The 15,964-nt window shown below is 60.0% G+C and carries 15 protein-coding genes and 1 pseudogene; 4 read left to right on the forward strand and 12 right to left on the reverse strand.

Going from position 1 to position 15,964, the window contains the following annotated elements:
• Positions 1 to 39: 39 nt before the first annotated feature.
• The 11 genes and pseudogenes from ACX3YD_RS02600 to exaC form a co-directional block, all read right to left on the reverse strand.
• Positions 40 to 516 (reverse strand): GNAT family N-acetyltransferase, encoded by a 477-nt coding sequence (locus ACX3YD_RS02600; protein ID WP_458959214.1) that lies wholly within the window; start codon positions 514 to 516, stop codon positions 40 to 42.
• Between the two features lie 41 nt (positions 517 to 557).
• Positions 558 to 734: pseudogene (locus ACX3YD_RS02605) on the reverse strand (Arm DNA-binding domain-containing protein); the annotation flags it as partial.
• A 466-nt stretch (positions 735 to 1,200) separates the two neighbouring features.
• Entirely contained in the window at positions 1,201 to 1,947 is a 747-nt protein-coding gene (locus ACX3YD_RS02610; RefSeq protein ID WP_047533792.1) for a S24 family peptidase, read from the reverse strand.
• Positions 1,948 to 2,162: 215 nt separating this feature from the next.
• Positions 2,163 to 2,690 carry an inorganic diphosphatase gene (gene ppa / locus ACX3YD_RS02615; RefSeq protein WP_003228599.1) on the reverse strand — a complete coding sequence of 176 codons (528 nt, stop codon included), beginning with the start codon at positions 2,688 to 2,690 and terminating at the stop codon, positions 2,163 to 2,165.
• Between the two features lie 111 nt (positions 2,691 to 2,801).
• Positions 2,802 to 3,614 carry a M90 family metallopeptidase gene (locus tag ACX3YD_RS02620; protein WP_458959215.1) on the reverse strand — a complete coding sequence of 271 codons (813 nt, stop codon included), beginning with the start codon at positions 3,612 to 3,614 and terminating at the stop codon, positions 2,802 to 2,804.
• Between the two features lie 6 nt (positions 3,615 to 3,620).
• On the reverse strand, positions 3,621 to 4,277 hold the full coding sequence (locus ACX3YD_RS02625; RefSeq protein ID WP_458959216.1) for a DedA family protein: 657 nt from the start codon (positions 4,275 to 4,277) through the stop codon (positions 3,621 to 3,623).
• 270 nt (positions 4,278 to 4,547) lie between these two features.
• Positions 4,548 to 5,009, reverse strand: a complete 462-nt coding sequence (locus ACX3YD_RS02630; RefSeq protein WP_047533786.1) for a GNAT family N-acetyltransferase — start codon at positions 5,007 to 5,009, stop codon at positions 4,548 to 4,550.
• 116 nt (positions 5,010 to 5,125) lie between these two features.
• Complete coding sequence (gene eutC / locus ACX3YD_RS02635) at positions 5,126 to 5,950, reverse strand: ethanolamine ammonia-lyase subunit EutC (RefSeq protein WP_103403424.1); 825 nt, start codon at positions 5,948 to 5,950, stop codon at positions 5,126 to 5,128.
• 8 nt (positions 5,951 to 5,958) lie between these two features.
• Positions 5,959 to 7,353: an ethanolamine ammonia-lyase subunit EutB gene (locus ACX3YD_RS02640; protein ID WP_458959217.1), complete on the reverse strand. Its 1,395-nt coding sequence runs from the start codon at positions 7,351 to 7,353 to the stop codon at positions 5,959 to 5,961.
• Positions 7,354 to 7,488: 135 nt separating this feature from the next.
• Positions 7,489 to 8,859 carry an ethanolamine permease gene (eat, locus tag ACX3YD_RS02645; RefSeq protein WP_090466889.1) on the reverse strand — a complete coding sequence of 457 codons (1,371 nt, stop codon included), beginning with the start codon at positions 8,857 to 8,859 and terminating at the stop codon, positions 7,489 to 7,491.
• 262 nt (positions 8,860 to 9,121) lie between these two features.
• Entirely contained in the window at positions 9,122 to 10,642 is a 1,521-nt protein-coding gene (gene exaC / locus ACX3YD_RS02650) for an acetaldehyde dehydrogenase ExaC (RefSeq protein WP_047533778.1), read from the reverse strand.
• A 299-nt stretch (positions 10,643 to 10,941) separates the two neighbouring features.
• Here exaC and ACX3YD_RS02655 point away from each other — a divergent pair, with 299 nt between their 5' ends.
• The 4 genes from ACX3YD_RS02655 (at position 10,942) to ACX3YD_RS02670 (ending at position 15,239) form a co-directional block, all read left to right on the forward strand.
• Entirely contained in the window at positions 10,942 to 12,855 is a 1,914-nt protein-coding gene (locus tag ACX3YD_RS02655; RefSeq protein WP_458959218.1) for a sigma-54-dependent Fis family transcriptional regulator, read from the forward strand.
• A gap of 128 nt (positions 12,856 to 12,983) precedes the next feature.
• Positions 12,984 to 14,333: a UDP-N-acetylmuramate:L-alanyl-gamma-D-glutamyl-meso-diaminopimelate ligase gene (gene mpl, locus ACX3YD_RS02660; RefSeq protein WP_130211351.1), complete on the forward strand. Its 1,350-nt coding sequence runs from the start codon at positions 12,984 to 12,986 to the stop codon at positions 14,331 to 14,333.
• Complete coding sequence (gene ubiX / locus ACX3YD_RS02665; protein ID WP_047533771.1) at positions 14,330 to 14,962, forward strand: flavin prenyltransferase UbiX; 633 nt, start codon at positions 14,330 to 14,332, stop codon at positions 14,960 to 14,962. The genes mpl and ubiX overlap by 4 nt, the downstream gene beginning before the upstream one ends.
• Positions 14,955 to 15,239 (forward strand): YceK/YidQ family lipoprotein, encoded by a 285-nt coding sequence (locus ACX3YD_RS02670; RefSeq protein WP_047533769.1) that lies wholly within the window; start codon positions 14,955 to 14,957, stop codon positions 15,237 to 15,239. Before ubiX ends, ACX3YD_RS02670 begins: the two co-directional genes overlap by 8 nt.
• A gap of 69 nt (positions 15,240 to 15,308) precedes the next feature.
• Here the strand turns inward: ACX3YD_RS02670 and ACX3YD_RS02675 are convergent, their stop codons facing one another.
• The gene (locus ACX3YD_RS02675; protein WP_047533767.1) at positions 15,309 to 15,950 is read right to left on the reverse strand and encodes an oxidoreductase; all 642 of its coding nucleotides are present in this window, start codon (positions 15,948 to 15,950) and stop codon (positions 15,309 to 15,311) included.
• Positions 15,951 to 15,964: the final 14 nt, after the last annotated feature.

Below are 15,964 nucleotides of genomic sequence, written 5' to 3' on the forward strand. Positions count from 1 at the left end.
TTATCCGAGTAGTCGGCACCGAGCGCCAAAGGACAGCGATTAAGTAGCCTGGAGAGGCCGTTCCATCTTGATGATCTCGATGGAGACCGGGCTGTTGCCTCGGGAAAACGTGCCTTCGCCGATCTTGCGAAAGCCGAACTGCTGGTAGAACTTTTCTGCGGTCAAGGTCGCCTCCAGGTAGGCCCTGGAGTGGCCAGCATCGCGGATCTGTTGCAAGGCCTTTTCCAGCAGCAGCCTGCCGATACCCTGCCGCGCCCCGCTGCCGCGTATGAACAGTTTGCTGACTTCATGCCCGTCAACCTCGACAAACCCCTGGATCCCGTCGTTTTGCGCCAGCCACACGTTGCCGCCCACGATCGCCTCCCGGTACGTCTGTGGCGAACGCCCATCCAGCCACATGGCGATCTGTTCGGCGCTGTAGTCAGCCGTGCACAGGCGCTCAACCGAATCTTTGTGGGTCTGAAAAATGTTCTCGGCGTCCTCCAGGCTCGCCGGGCGGATCTGCACATGACTCATCAGGTGAACTCCAGTTTCTTTTAGGGCCAGCCACTTGCCGCGAATGAGCCCAGGCCCATTTCTCTACGACGGCCCGCCAATTGAAAGCGAAGAAGCCAGGATTTACGCCTGGCAGGTTTGACGAGCAAGCGTAGCCCATGGCTCTCGTCATCGGTGCCGGGTTCGGTCAGGTTTTCGAAGGATTCAGCTGACCCATTGATGTTTCCCTGTCGTCCCATTACGTCGTCGGACGAGATCAAATGGCGTTGAACACCATCAGACAGGGCCGCGTCTGAAGCGCCCGTGATAGCCAGGCTATCGGCAGGAATCTCGGATGGGACGGGATTATTTTGGGCAATTAAAAAGCCGGCTTGTGGCCGGCTTCTCGGGGACTGGCTTGGTTCATTTTTGGTAAACCGCGCCAGCCTTCAAAACGTACACCCGGATCTTGCGTCCGGCTGTGGGACTCGGCGAGAAAATCATCTGCCTTGTCGGTGCGATTCTCCGCCGCGGAGCGGGGGGATGCGCAAATGTGGGGCGCAGCATACTGATTTTTTGAGGAAATTCCCAGCTTGGTGTGCGAGATAGAGCTCTGGGTTGGTTCTCAGGGTGATTCTCTCGACGTATTTGCGGGCAAGTCCGTTCCCGCAGGTCTCGCCTGTCCCTGCGGGCGCATGGCTTGCGCGTGATGAATTCGCCTCGGTATCACAGAAATGGCACTTCCGGCCGGCGCTTGTTCAGTGTCGACCACCAGAACACCCAACCTAATACCCGAATGTTTTGCTCTTCGATCTGCGCGGCCCGGAAGATTTCGTCCGGGTATTCGATCCTGTTGTGGCTGCGCATGCGAATGGCGTTGCCGGGCACTCGGTGCAGGTATTTGATCCGCAGCATGCCGTCATGTTCGATCGCGTAGATCTCGCCATCGATGATGTCCTTGAGCCCACGGTCAATGCCCACGAAGGAGCCGTCTTCAATTCTTTCGCCCATGCTGTTGCCGATCATGCGGGCACAGATGGCATCGGTATGTTTGATTTCCAGGGAATCGAGGTGGCTGCGGGGCAATCGGATGGATTGGCCGGGGTCTTCGACGACGTGGGTTTTGTTGGAGCCGGGTGCGGTGGCGGTTTCTTTGTAGAAGGGCAGTTCGACGTCAAGGGGCTCGACGACGGTGTAAATGCCGCGGATGGCCTGGGCATCGAATGTATGGCCGGTTTCGTCGAGCAGGCGCAGGTGTCTGGCGTCTTTCGGGCCTTCGCCCGTTTTCAGCCATTCACTGTTCACGGAGAGTTTTCTGGCCACTTCTTCCATGCAGTGCGCGGGCACGCCACGGGTGTACCAGTTGTGGACTTTCTGCGGGACTGCGTCCAGAAACTCGGCAAATCCCGTTGTCGTGATGTTCGCTTCTTCAAGGAGCGCTTTAAAGCGCGGGCCGCTAGTGTTCTTTTTCATAAACGCGAGTCTACTGGCGGCGCATAAGGCTTTGAATAAACGAACCGTTCAAATTTCGAGGGAGATTTAAGACTGGATGTAAGACGTTCTTGAGTGAAATTAAACAAGAAAAAACCAATTCGGAGCCTGTTAAACGACCCGTTTAAGTGGTGCTTTTCGAGCGCCCAAAAAAAACCCCGGATCACCGGGGATTTTCTTGAAGCTCGCAGCGGCGCTTAGCCTTTATAGGCAGCAACCGACTTGGTGATCGCGGCACGGGCGGCGTCTGCGCCGTCCCAGCCTTCGATTTTCACCCATTTGCCTTTTTCGAGATCTTTGTAGTTCGCGAAGAAGTGCTCGATCTGCTGAATCAGCAGCGGTGGCAGGTCGGTGTATTCCTTCACGTCCACGTACAGCTGGGACAGCTTGTCGTGTGGAACCGCGATGACTTTGGCATCGCCGCCGCCGTCGTCGGTCATGTTCAGGATGCCGACCGGACGAGCGCGGATCACGGAGCCTGGAGCAACCGGGTAAGGGGTCACGACCAGCACGTCGAGGGGATCACCGTCGTCAGCCAGGGTGTTCGGGATGTAACCGTAGTTGGCCGGGTAGAACATTGGGGTGGCCATGAAACGGTCAACGAAGAGGCAATCGCTGTCTTTGTCGATTTCGTACTTGATCGGCGCGTGGTTGGCCGGGATCTCGATCGCGACGTAGATGTCGTTCGGCAGGTCTTTGCCAGCCGGAATCTTGCTGTAGCTCATTGGGCGTTGCCCCCGTTAGTTGACCAAAAACACTTGGCCGGATTGACCAAAAAGTGGCGGCGATTATAGGCATATTCCTGTGTCGACGCCATGTACCAGAGGTCGTAGACCTTAGTCATGTGCCTGATAGACCGGGTCCTCGGCGAGAAGTTGCTTGAGCCTCCTCAGCGGGTCCTGGCGATAGAACAGTTTCAGCTGCTCATAGACCTGTGGATAAGCCTCGTGCAGCAAATCCGGAGCACTGAAGAAGTACTCGCTGGTCACGGCGAAAAATTCGGCCGGGTTCTCGGCGGCGTAGGGATCTATCGCGGTCTCGGCGTCAGGATGGCGATCAAGTTGTCGGTCGAGATCGTCATAGGCTTCTTGCATGACTTTCGCCCAGTCGCTGACCCGCATGTCGGCATGCAACGGTGGCAGGCCATTGGCATCGCCGTTGAGCATGTCGAGTTTGTGCGCCAGCTCGTGGATCACCAGGTTGTAGCCTTCCCAGCCACCGCTGGCCATGACGCCGGGCCAGGCGAGGATGATCGGGCCCTGCTGCCAGGCTTCGCCGCTGTGCTCGCCATCCCATTCGTGCTCGACACCGCTGGCGTCGCGATGCCGTTGCGGACTGAGGAAATCGTCGGGGTAGAGGATGATTTCGTGAAAACCCTGGTACCAGTTCAGGTCGCCCAGGTTCAGCAATGGCAGTTGCGCCTGGGCCGCGAGCAGCAGACGTTGCTCCTGATGGAGTTCAACGCCCGGCAGGGCGGTCAGGTGTTTGTCTTGCAGGAACAGCACGCTGGCTTCACGCAGCCACTGGTCTTCGGCGGCGCTGATGCCATCCAGAAAACTCAGTTGATGGCGCACCCGTTGCCACATGTCGTCGGCAATCGGGTGTTTGGCCAAGGTGCGCTGGCGTCGCCAGGCGCTTAGGGACCACATCGTGAATCAGCGTGTTTCGGCTTTGGAGTTCGAGTTGCCGAAGCGGCTGCGAATCACGCCGATGATCATCGGTAGCAGTGACAGCAGGATGATCCCGACCACCAGCAGCGACAGGTTTTTCTTGATGAACGGTACGTTACCGAAGAAGTAACCGAGGGTGACCAGGCCGCCAACCCAAAAAACCGTGCCCAGTACGCTGAATCCGAAAAAGCGCGGGTAAGGCATCCTGCCGACGCCGGCGACGAACGGTGCAAAGGTGCGGATGATGGGCAGGAAGCGCGCCAGGGTCACGGTTTTGCCACCGTGCTTGTCATAGAAGTCATGGGTTTGTTGCAGATAGTCGCGGCGGAAGATTTTCGAGTTCGGGTTGCTGAACAAACGTTCGCCGGCCGTTCGGCCGATGATGTAGTTGGTACTGTCGCCCAGTATCGCCGCCAGCATCAGCAGCCCGCCCAGCAACACCGGATCCATACCGCCACCGGCGGCAACGGCGCCGGCGATAAACAGCAGCGAGTCGCCTGGCAGGAAAGGCATCACCACCAGGCCGGTTTCACAAAAGATCACCAGAAACAGAATGGCGTAAATCCAGGCCCCGTAATTGGTTACGAGCATGTCGAGGTAGACGTCGAGATGCAGAACGATATCGATCGGGTTGAAATCCATGGAGGGCACCTGTGATAACGGCCCGACTCGGCAGGCCTGTGCGTATGACTTCGCGTAAGACTACGGATGGGTGTAGTTTTTCTTACAAGCCGGAAAGATCGGGATTATACGGACTGAGAAGTGAAAAGAGCGTCGAGATTGTAGCGGGGGATTTCACTCGGGCCGACGCTGGGTGCGCTCTGTTTTGTGGGCGCACACCTGCTCGCGATGGAGGTGCCAAATGACACACCGCAATCGAGAGCAAGCTTGCGCCTGCAGGTTTGACGCGGGTCAAAGCTCTTCGCTGATCGGCAACACGTAGTTCTTGAACTCGGTGTCTTCCTTGAACCCGATGGATTCATAGGTTTTCTGTGCGGCCTGGTTGTTGCTGCTGGTGGAAACACGCATGCGCACGGCATTGGTTTCCTTGGCCATTTTCTTCGCGGTACGGATCAGGTTGTCAGCCACCAGTTGGCGGCGGGCGTCCTCGGCGACATAGATGTCGTTGAGGATCCACACGCGTTTGAGCGAGAGCGAGGAAAAGCTTGGATATAACTGACAGAAACCCATCAGCTTGTTGTTGTCGTCATCGGCCAGTGCCAGGTAAATCACTGACTCCTTGCGACGCAGGCGTTTCTCGAGGAACGCCCGGGACGAGTCCGGATACGGCAGGGAGCCATAAAATTCGCGATATTTGACGAACAACGGGGTCAGCAGGTCCAGGTGTTCGAGGGTCGCTTGAATAATCCGCATGGTAGGTCTCGTCTTCAAGTGGCTGTCTTCACGTGCTCTGACGGCAAAAGGTACTCACTGGCAGCCGTGCGTCGATCCTGCCTGAAATCATCCCGAAAGTGCAATGCGGAAGCGGTTCAGGCATCCGGCGGACTCAGTAGGAAATTACCTTTGATGTCCGCGTCAACGTCCGACTCCAGCGTCTGAACCTGCGCTTCATCCTTTAAATTGACGCCCGAAAGCTGCCGTCGGCAGGCCTCGCGCATCAGATACAGCAAACGGTGTGCCGCCATGCCATAACTCAGGCCTTCAAGGCGAACATTAGAGATGCAGTTGCGGTAGGCGTCCGTCAGACCGACCTTGGGATTGTAGGTGAAATACAATCCCAGGCTGTCTGGTGAGCTGAGGCCGGGGCGCTCGCCGATCAGGATCACTGTCATTTTGGCGCCGAGCAGTTCACCAACCTCATCGGCCACCGCAACGCGACCTTGCTCCACCAGAATCACCGGGGCCATTGACCAGTTTTCGGCGCCCATCTGTTCTTCCAGGCGCGCCAGAAACGGCAACGTGTGGCGATGAACGGCCAGGGCCGACAAACCATCGGCGACCACGATCGCCAGATCGACCCCGCCGGGATGGGCTGATGCGTAATCGCGCAGGATCTGTGCGGACTCGTCGCTCAACTTTCGCCCCAAATCCGGGCGCTGCAGGTAGCTGTTGCGATCGATCGCCGCGCTGTGCAGCAAGATGCTTTCACGCCCGCGTTCAGCCAATTGCGAGCTCAGGGCCTTGTGGTCGAACGGCAAGTGCACCGCGTCCCGCGCCTGGGCATGGGCGTATTGGAAATCCAGTTGAGCACGGGTGGGCATGCTGGTGCCGGTGCGGCCCAGGGCAATTCGCGCCGGTGTCAGGCGTCGCAGTTCCAGCCATGGGTTGTGCGGATCGAAGGGTGGTTTATCCATGGAAACACTCATCCCAATTGCGCCAAGGCCTGGCGGAACGCCGGAGGCAGGCTGTTGCCGAAGAGAATCTTGCCGTCCGCTTGAGTGAAGATGCCCATTTTCGCCAGCCATTGTTCGAACTCCGGCGCGGGCTTCAGGCCCAGGGTCTGACGAGCATAGAGCGCGTCGTGGAACGAAGTGGTCTGGTAGTTGAGCATGATGTCGTCGGAGCCGGGGATGCCCATGATGAAGTTGATCCCGGCCACGCCCAGCAGGGTTAACAGGGTGTCCATGTCGTCCTGGTCGGCTTCGGCGTGGTTGGTGTAGCAGATGTCACAGCCCATCGGTACGCCCAGCAGCTTGCCGCAGAAGTGATCTTCAAGGCCGGCGCGAATGATCTGTTTGCCGTTGTAGAGGTACTCCGGGCCGATAAATCCTACGACGGTGTTCACCAGAAACGGATTGAAATGTCGTGCCACGGCATACGCCCGGGTTTCGCACGTCTGTTGATCGACGCCATGGTGGGCGTTGGCCGACAGGGCGCTGCCCTGGCCTGTTTCGAAATACATCAGGTTTTGCCCGAGGGTGCCGCGATTGAGGCTCAATCCGGCGTCGTAACCTTCCTTCAATACATTCAGATTGATGCCGAAACTGGCGTTGGCCGCCTCGGTGCCGGCGATCGACTGGAACACCAGGTCCAGCGGCACCCCGCGATTGACGGCTTCGATCGACGTCGTGACATGCGTCAGAACGCAGGCCTGTGTCGGGATTTCGTAGCGTTGAATGATGGCGTCGAGCATTTCCAGCATCGCGCAAATCGAGGCGATGCTGTCGGTGGCCGGGTTGATCCCGATCATGGCGTCGCCGTTGCCATGCAGCAAACCGTCAAGGATGCTCGCGGCGATACCGGCCGGTTCATCCGTGGGGTGATTCGGTTGCAGTCGCGTGGAGAGCCGGCCGCGCAGGCCCAGGGTGCCGCGGAACTGCGTGACCACACGGATTTTCTGTGCCACCAGCACCAGATCCTGCACGCGCATGATCTTCGACACGGCGGCGACCATTTCCGGCGTCAGGCCGGGTGCAAGGGCGCGCAGGACATGTTCGTCGGCGGCATCGCTGAGCAGCCAGTCTCGAAAACCGCCCACGGTGAGGTGACTGACCACGCTGAAGGCATGCATGTCGTGGGTGTCGATGATCAGCCGGGTGACTTCATCATCTTCATAAGGAATCAGTACTTCCTGTAGGAAATGGCTGAGCGGAATGTCGGCCAAAGCCATTTGTGCGGCCACACGTTCGCCGTCATTGAGCGCGGCGACGCCAGCCAGAAAATCCCCGGAACGCGCCGGACTGGCCTTGGCCATCACTTCCTTGAGGTTTTCGAAGCGATAGGTCTGAGCGCCGACGGAATGGGCAAATGCGGCCATGGGGCGGTGTCCTCTGGTCTGTACAAGTCTTGATAACACAAACAGTCCCTGTGGGAGAGCGTGCGCTCCCACAAGGGAATGTGCATGCACTTCAATCATGCAGGCGCCAGGCCAGGAGCCCGGCGCCGGTGCAACTCAGACGCCTTCGAGCATGGCGTCCGCCGGTGCTTCGGAGCGTTGCTTGGCGGTCAACTGGAAATACAGGTAACCGGCGGCCATGAATCCGACGAAAACCAGGCCGATCAGGGTGTTGAACCAGGCCATTGCCACCAGGCACACCACGGCGAGAAACAGCGCGATACCCGGCACGATCGGATAGCCTGGCGCACGGAAGGTGCGTTCCAGGTTTGGCTCGGTTTTACGCAGTTTGAACAGGCTCAGCATACTGATGATGTACATCACGATGGCGCCGAAAACCGACATGGTGATCATCGCTGCCGTCAGGGTCATGCCTTGCAGGTTGACCAGGCCGTCGCTGTAAATTGCCGCGATGCCGATGACGCCGCCGGCAAGGATCGCCCGGTGCGGCGTCTGGAAGCGCGACAGTTTGGCCAGGCCGCGAGGCAGGTAGCCGGCGCGGGCCAGCGCAAAGAACTGCCGCGAATAGCCCAGGATGATGCCGTGGAAACTTGCCACCAGACCGAACAGGCCGATCCACACCAGCATGTGCATCCAGCTTGAATTGTTGCCCACCACGGCCTTCATGGCCTGGGGCAGCGGATCGTTAATGTTCGACAGTTGACGCCAGTCGCCGACGCCGCCGGCCATGACCATCACGCCGATGGCCAGGAACACCAGGGTCAGAATGCCGCTGACGTAGGCCTTGGGGATCGTGCGTTTCGGGTCCTTGGCTTCTTCGGCCGCCATGGCCGCGCCTTCGATGGCGAGAAAAAACCAGATCGCGAAAGGAATGGCGGCGAAAATGCCGGGAATCGAGGCCATCGTGAACTCATTGGAGCCGGACCAGCCATTGAGCACAAAGTTACTGAAGCTGAACCCTGGTGCAACGACGCCCATGAACACCAGTAGTTCGGCGACCGCCAGTACGGTGACCACCAGTTCGAAGGTGGCCGCGATGCTGACGCCGAGGATATTCAGGGTCATGAACACGAAATAGGCGCCGACCGCCGCGATTTTCGGGTCCAGTTCCGGGTATTGCACATTGAGGTAGGCGCCGATGGCCATGGCGATCGCCGGGGGCGCAAAGACGAATTCGATCAGGGTGGCGATGCCGGCGATCAAGCCACCTTTCTCGCCAAAGGCTCGCCGGCTGTAGGCAAACGGCCCGCCCGCGTGGGGAATGGCGGTGGTCAATTCGGTGAAACTGAAGATGAAGCAGGTGTACATCGTCGCCACCATCAGGGCGGTGACGAGGAAACCCAGGGTGCCTGCGGTGCCCCAGCCGTAACTCCAGCCGAAGTATTCGCCGGAAATCACCAGGCCGACGGCGATGCCCCATAAATGCAGGGTGCCGAGTGTGGGTTTGAGCTGTGTGGTAGAAGTCATAAGTCCTCGCTGTCTTTTTTATTGTTTGATCTTTTGGACTTTCGGAAGCGGCTTTTGCGTGTAATGCGGGCACGCAAGGCCCGTGCCAGAGCGGCCAGCCTTTTGTGTTGTGCCATTGAAGGCGCCATCGCGAGCAAGCTCGCTCCCACAGGGTTCTGTGTCAGGTCTCTATATGTGAGCTCACCACAAAACCTGTGGGAGCGGGCTTGCCCGCGATGACGATTGGGAGGGCGACACAGAAACCCTGTGTCGCCCCCGGTTTTTAGAAGAAGCCCAGCGGATTGATGTCGTAGCTCACCAGCAGGTTTTTGGTCTGCTGATAGTGATCGAGCATCATTTTGTGGGTTTCACGGCCGACGCCGGACTTTTTGTAACCACCGAACGCGGCGTGCGCCGGGTACAGGTGGTAGCAGTTGGTCCACACACGACCGGCCTTGATGGCACGGCCCATGCGGTAGGCGCGGTTGATGTCGCGAGTCCAGAGGCCGGCGCCCAGGCCGAACTCGGTGTCGTTGGCGATGGCCAGGGCTTCTGCTTCGTCCTTGAAGGTGGTGATGCTCACGACCGGGCCGAAGATTTCTTCCTGGAACACCCGCATTTTGTTGGTGCCCTTGAGCAGCGTCGGCTGGATGTAATACCCGGTCGCGAGGGTGCCCTCGAGTTTTTCCACTTTGCCGCCGGTCAGCAGTTCAGCACCTTCGCCCTTGGCAATTTCCAGGTACGAAAGGATTTTATCGAATTGCTGCTCGGACGCCTGGGCGCCGACCATGGTGTCGGTGTCCAGTGGGTCGCCACGTTTGATCTGCAGGACCTTCTTCATCACCACTTGCATGAATTCGTCGTAGATCGACTCTTGCACCAGCGCGCGGGACGGGCAGGTGCAGACTTCACCCTGGTTGAAGAACGCCAGCACCAGGCCTTCGGCGGCTTTTTCGATGAAGCTTGGCTCCGCCTTCATGATGTCTTCGAAGAAGATGTTCGGCGACTTGCCGCCCAGTTCCACGGTGGACGGAATGATGTTTTCGGCGGCGCATTTCATGATGTGCGAGCCGACTGGCGTCGAGCCGGTAAAGGCGATTTTGGCGATGCGTTTGCTGGTCGCCAGGGCTTCGCCGGCTTCTTTACCGAAACCTTGCACAATGTTCAGTACACCCGGTGGCAGCAGGTCGCCAATCAGCTCGACTAGCACGGTAATGCCCAGCGGGGTTTGTTCGGCAGGCTTGAGCACCACGCAGTTGCCGGCGGCGAGGGCCGGGGCGAGTTTCCAGGCGGCCATCAGGATCGGGAAGTTCCAAGGGATGATCTGCCCGACCACGCCCAGCGGCTCATGGATGTGATAGGCCACGGTGTTGCCGTCGATTTCGGCAGCGCTGCCTTCCTGGGCGCGGATGCAACCGGCGAAGTAGCGGAAGTGGTCGGCGGCCAGCGGAATGTCGGCGTTGAGGGTTTCGCGCACGGCTTTGCCGTTGTCCCAGGATTCGGTGATTGCCAGCAGTTCGAGGTTCTGTTCGATGCGGTCGGCAATTTTCAGCAGCACCAGCGAGCGTGCCTGGGCGGACGTGGCGCCCCAGGCATCGGCGGCCGCGTGGGCGGCGTCCAGGGCCTTGTCGATGTCTTCGGCGGTGGAACGCGGGAATTCGGCAATCGGTTGGCCATTGACTGGCGAGGTATTGGTGAAGTACTGACCTTTGACAGGCGCGACGAACTCGCCGCCGATGTAGTTACCGTATTTGCTCTTGAACGAAACGATAGCGCCTTCAGTACCGGGGTGAGCGTAACGCATGATAGTTCTCCTTGGCTTTTGTACTTATAAGAGAGACGCGCATGTGCGCTTGCTATAAGCGTAGAGCAAGGGTCGGGCCAGTGCCTTGCAGGTCAGGCAAATCAAGGCCTTGGGCGATTTCTGTCGGACGGGCGGGCGGTGTCTGTGACGCTTTCGGTACAGTGCCTGTGACACTTTGTACCGTTTGTGGCGCAGCCTGTGACGGGCCGGTCTTGCCGACATTGCAATGCGGGCTAGGCTGGAGGATGCTCGGCATCACCTCAACACGGGTCGCCGAGCCCCGGGGAGAATAATAAGAAATGCACGACAACCATTTGAGTCGCCATGCCCAGCAAGTACTGACTGTGACCCAGGGCAAAGCCCACCTGCACGGTCCTGGCAGCGATCCGTCCATCGCCCGCTCCTGGCTGCGCTGCCTTGAGGACTATCACCTCGATCCGGCCCTGAGCATGGCGCCGACAGTGCTGGAACATGGACGCGTCCTCGAAAGTCGTGAACGCCTGCAGCAAGTGCTGCACATCGCCGGCAGTGAAATGACCAGCCTGCATCAACAGCTTTCCGGCGCCGGCCATGCGGTGCTGCTGACCGATGCGCGTGGTGTGATCCTCAACTGTGTGACGGCGCCCGCCGAACGGAAGATTTTCGAACGCGCCGGGCTCTGGCTCGGCGCGGACTGGAGCGAGGCCTGCGAGGGCACCAATGGCATCGGTACCTGCCTGGTGGAGCGCCAGTCGCTGACCATCCACCAGGACGAGCACTTCCGCGGCCGTCATACCGGCCTGACCTGCTCGGCAAGCCCGGTGTTCGACCCCCACGGCGAGCTGCTGGCGGTGCTCGACGTCTCGTCGGCGCGGCATGAGGTGTCGCGTCAGAGTCAGTTCCATACCATGGCCCTGGTCAATCTTTCGGCGAAGATGATCGAGAGCTGCTATTTCCTGCGTTACTTCGATAACCAATGGCTGCTGCGTTTTCATTTGCAGGCCGAGTCCGTCGGGCTGTTCAGCGAAGGGTTGCTGGCGTTCGATGGGGAGGGGCGAATCTGCGCGGTCAATCAGAGCGCACTGAACCTGCTGGGCCATGTGCGCGGTGGATTGCTGGGCAAGCCGGTTGAGGCATTTTTCGATTGTTCGCTGGATGAGTTGCTTGGCCGTGCAAGCGCCCATGCCAGCGCCAGTTGGCCGCTGCGCACCCGTGACGGGCGCAAGCTGTTCGCCGTATTGCGTGGGCAGCCGCGCCGCGTGCCAGTGCCACTGGCGCCCGGTCCGGTGGTTGAGGCGCGTGCGCCGTCATTGGGTATTTGCCTGGGCGATGCCGGTTTGCAGGCGGATTTCCGCAAGGCCCTGCGGGTGTACGAACGGGACGTGCCATTGCTGATCAACGGTGAAACCGGTTCGGGTAAAGAGGCGTTTGCCAAAGCCGTCCATCGCGCCAGTCAACGGGCGGACAAGGCGTTTGTCGCCCTCAACTGCGCCGCCATCCCGGAAAGCCTGATCGAGAGCGAGCTGTTCGGCTATCGCGGCGGCAGCTTCACCGGGGCGCGCAAGGAAGGCATGCGCGGCAAGTTACAACAGGCCGATGGCGGCACCTTGTTCCTCGACGAGATCGGCGACATGCCGCTGGCGATGCAGACGCGCCTGTTGAGGGTGCTGGAGGATCGTCAGGTGGTGCCGATCGGTGGCGAGCCGGAGGCGGTCAACGTGCGGATCATCAGCGCCACGCACCGCAATCTGCTGGAACGGGTGCAGGAAGGCAGTTTCCGCGAGGACCTGTTCTATCGACTCAACGGGCTGGAGGTCGCGCTGCCGGCATTGCGCGATCGCAGTGACAAATCGCAACTGCTGGACTTTTTGCTGGCCGAAGAGGCGGGCGCAGAACTGGTCGTGATCGACGGGCCGGCCCGTCAGGCCCTGCTGGATTTCGCCTGGCCGGGCAATGTGCGGCAGTTGCGCAACGTGCTGCGGACATTGGCCGCGTTGTGCGAGGGCGGGCGGATTGTGCTGGACGATTTGCCGGCGATGATTCGCCAGACCCGACCGGCGGTTCAACCGGTCATTGAAGAGCCTGCCGAACATCCGCTGGAAGATGCCGAACGCCTGGCGCTGTTGAATGCGCTGGAGCAAACGCGTTGGCACATGACCCACACGGCTGAGCAACTGGGAGTCAGCCGTAACACGCTTTACAGAAAACTGCGCAAACACGGTATCGCCCGCTAGGGCCAGCCAATCGGTGGGAGCACGGAAAGTCGTGCTCCCACCGGTCCAGCCATCAGCGTGGTCTGAAACACAAGGTGCGATTTTCCCCTCCCTAAGCTAACCTGCGGCCATGTTTTACGAGGTCGACTATGCACATTCATATTCTTGGTATCTGCGGCACTTTCATGGGTTCGATGGCGGTTCTGGCCAAAGAGCTGGGCCATCACGTGACGGGCTCCGATGCCAACGTCTATCCGCCGATGAGCACTCAGCTCGAGGCCCAGGGCATCGAGTTGACCCAAGGTTATGATCCGGCGCAACTGGACCCGGCCCCCGACCTGGTGGTGATCGGCAACGCCATGTCCCGTGGCAACCCCGCCGTGGAATATGTGCTGAACAAAGGCCTGCCGTATGTGTCCGGCCCGCAATGGCTGGCGGACCACGTGCTGCAAGGTCGCTGGGTGCTGGCCGTTGCCGGTACTCATGGCAAAACCACCACCAGTAGCATGCTCGCCTGGGTGCTGGAGCATGCGGGCATGAGCCCGGGCTTCCTGATCGGCGGTGTGCCGCAGAATTTTTCGGTCTCGGCGCGCCTGGGTGATACGCCGTTCTTCGTCATCGAAGCCGATGAGTACGACAGTGCGTTCTTCGACAAGCGTTCCAAATTCGTGCACTACCGTCCGCGCACGGCGATCCTGAACAATCTGGAGTTCGATCACGCGGACATCTTCCCTGATCTGCCAGCCATCGAGCGGCAATTTCATCACTTGGTGCGGACCATCCCGAGTGAAGGCCTGATCATTCATCCGACCACCGAGCCAGCTTTGCAACGCGTCATCGAGATGGGCTGCTGGACCCCGGTGCAAACCACGGGTGCCGGCGGCCAGTGGCAGGTCAAGCTGCTCAGCGAAGACGGCTCGAAGTTCGAAGTGATGTTCGAAGGTGCCTCCCAAGGCGTGGTCGAGTGGGACATGACCGGCCAGCACAACGTTGCCAACGCACTGGCCACACTGGCGGCTGCACGTCACGTGGGTGTGGTGCCGTCCATGGGCATCGCTGCCTTGAGCGCTTTCAAAAGCGTGAAGCGTCGCATGGAAAAAGTCGCGGAGGTGCGCGGCATCACTATTTATGACGACTTCGCTCACCATCCGACCGCCATCGCCACCACGCTCGACGGCTTGCGTAAACGCATTGGCGATGCACCGTTGATCGCTATCATCGAGCCGCGCTCCAATTCCATGAAGCTCGGTGCGCACCGTGATGGTTTGCCGGAAAGCGTGGTCGATGCCGACCAGGTGATCTGGTACGCACCGGCCAACCTCGGTTGGGATCTGGCGGGCACCGCCGCGCTGTGTACGGTGCCGTCGATCGTCAGTGATTCGCTCGAAGGCATCATTGAGCGCGTCAAGAGCCAGGCCCAGCCCGGCACTCACGTGGTGATCATGAGCAACGGCGGCTTTGGCGGCCTGCACGGCAAACTCGCCGAGGCGCTCAAATGAACAACGGCCCGGACCGCATCACGCTGGCGATGACAGGCGCTTCCGGTGCCCAGTACGGCTTGCGCCTGCTCGACTGCCTGGTGCGCGAAGAGCGGGAAGTGCACTTTCTGATTTCCAAGGCCGCGCAACTGGTGATGGCCACCGAAACCGACGTCACGCTGCCGGCCAAACCGCAGATGATGCAGGCCTTCCTCACCGAATACACCGGCGCTGCGGCGGGGCAGATTCGGGTGTATGGGAAGGAAGACTGGATGTCGCCGGTGGCCTCGGGCTCCGGCGCACCAGCGGCGATGGTGGTGGTGCCGTGCTCTACCGGGACGTTGTCAGCCATCGCGACCGGCGCCTGCAACAACCTGATCGAACGTGCCGCCGATGTGACGCTGAAGGAGCGTCGCCAGCTGATCCTGGTGCCCCGTGAAGCGCCGTATTCGAGCATTCACCTGGAAAACATGCTCAAGTTGTCGAACATGGGCGTGACAATTCTGCCAGCATCGCCGGGCTTCTATCATCAGCCGCAAACCATCGACGACCTGATCGATTTCGTCGTGGCGCGCATTCTCAACCTGTTGAATATTCCGCAAGACATGCTGCCACGCTGGGGCGAACACCATCTGACCAGCGATGAATAAGTTTCTGACGATTGTTCTCGCCTTGCAGTTGGCCGGGTGCGCCACCGCGCGCACGCTGGATGCCGCGAAGCCGGGTGCGCCCGTGGTGTATTCGGGGACCCGGCTGGATCTGTATGCGATGAACGGTGGTTGTTGCGCGATGGACCGCTTCGGTGCCGAAGCGCCGAGCTATCCCGGCGTCGACCTGCCGGCCAGCGCACTGCTCGACACCCTGCTGCTGCCATTGTCGTTGCTGACTGTGATCGGGGTCAGTTTTCAGGCGACAGGCGGATTGTAGGAGAGCCGGCTTCTGTGGCGAGGGGCGGTCCGGCGTTCCGACAAGCCCCCTCGCCACAAGTTGGTCAGTCTATTTGCCGAGCTTGCGCAGTTCATCCGACTCGACAATCCGCACTCCATCCTGTTCTTCCAGCGCCAGTCGCCACATGGCGCGGGCCATTTGGCAGGCCTCGATGCCGTGGTACTTGCCCGGTATCAGGCGAGACAGTGGGCCGGCGAGTTTCTCGGCCAGGCGCGGTTCGGTGCGCTCACCCAGCAGCAGTGATGGACGGCAGATGGTCAGTTGCGGCCAGTCCTGCGCGCGCAATGCCTGCTCCATCTCGCCTTTGACCCGGTTGTAGAAAATCGGAGACTTCGGATCGGCGCCCAAGGCGCTGATCACGATCAGATGACGGGCGCCCATTTCCCGCGCCCGTTTGGAGAAGGCCACCACCATGTCCAGGTCCACCGCGCGAAACGCCTGTTCCGAGCCCGCCTGCTTGATGGTGGTGCCCAGGCAGCAATAGGCGATGTCGACGCGACCGTTCAATTGCGGGAGGAACACGGCCGGGTCGCCGACCGGGTTTTCAAGGTGGGGATGTTTGGCCAGCGCCCGGCGTGAGGGCGCCAGAACCCGCGTAATGGTCGGCTCATTGAGCAAACGATCGAGTAGATGTTCACCGGTCAAGCCGGTGGCTCCGGCAAGCAGTACGTGCTGAGGCGTCAAGTACATAGTGTTTCTCCCTT

This window comes from Pseudomonas fluorescens group sp. PF-1, from assembly GCF_054481335.1.

Excerpts from the sequence above, each read along its gene's own strand:
- ACX3YD_RS02600 (WP_458959214.1), bottom strand. The coding sequence starts at position 516 with ATGAGTCATGTGCAGATCCGCCCGGCGAGCCTGGAGGACGCCGAGAAC.
- ACX3YD_RS02610 (WP_047533792.1), bottom strand. The coding sequence starts at position 1,947 with ATGAAAAAGAACACTAGCGGCCCGCGCTTTAAAGCGCTCCTTGAAGAA.
- ppa (WP_003228599.1), bottom strand. The coding sequence starts at position 2,690 with ATGAGCTACAGCAAGATTCCGGCTGGCAAAGACCTGCCGAACGACATC.
- ACX3YD_RS02620 (WP_458959215.1), bottom strand. The coding sequence starts at position 3,614 with ATGTGGTCCCTAAGCGCCTGGCGACGCCAGCGCACCTTGGCCAAACAC.
- ACX3YD_RS02625 (WP_458959216.1), bottom strand. The coding sequence starts at position 4,277 with ATGGATTTCAACCCGATCGATATCGTTCTGCATCTCGACGTCTACCTC.
- ACX3YD_RS02630 (WP_047533786.1), bottom strand. The coding sequence starts at position 5,009 with ATGCGGATTATTCAAGCGACCCTCGAACACCTGGACCTGCTGACCCCG.
- eutC (WP_103403424.1), bottom strand. The coding sequence starts at position 5,950 with ATGGATAAACCACCCTTCGATCCGCACAACCCATGGCTGGAACTGCGA.
- ACX3YD_RS02640 (WP_458959217.1), bottom strand. The coding sequence starts at position 7,353 with ATGGCCGCATTTGCCCATTCCGTCGGCGCTCAGACCTATCGCTTCGAA.
- eat (WP_090466889.1), bottom strand. The coding sequence starts at position 8,859 with ATGACTTCTACCACACAGCTCAAACCCACACTCGGCACCCTGCATTTA.
- exaC (WP_047533778.1), bottom strand. The coding sequence starts at position 10,642 with ATGCGTTACGCTCACCCCGGTACTGAAGGCGCTATCGTTTCGTTCAAG.
- ACX3YD_RS02655 (WP_458959218.1), top strand. The coding sequence starts at position 10,942 with ATGCACGACAACCATTTGAGTCGCCATGCCCAGCAAGTACTGACTGTG.
- mpl (WP_130211351.1), top strand. The coding sequence starts at position 12,984 with ATGCACATTCATATTCTTGGTATCTGCGGCACTTTCATGGGTTCGATG.
- ubiX (WP_047533771.1), top strand. The coding sequence starts at position 14,330 with ATGAACAACGGCCCGGACCGCATCACGCTGGCGATGACAGGCGCTTCC.
- ACX3YD_RS02670 (WP_047533769.1), top strand. The coding sequence starts at position 14,955 with ATGAATAAGTTTCTGACGATTGTTCTCGCCTTGCAGTTGGCCGGGTGC.
- ACX3YD_RS02675 (WP_047533767.1), bottom strand. The coding sequence starts at position 15,950 with ATGTACTTGACGCCTCAGCACGTACTGCTTGCCGGAGCCACCGGCTTG.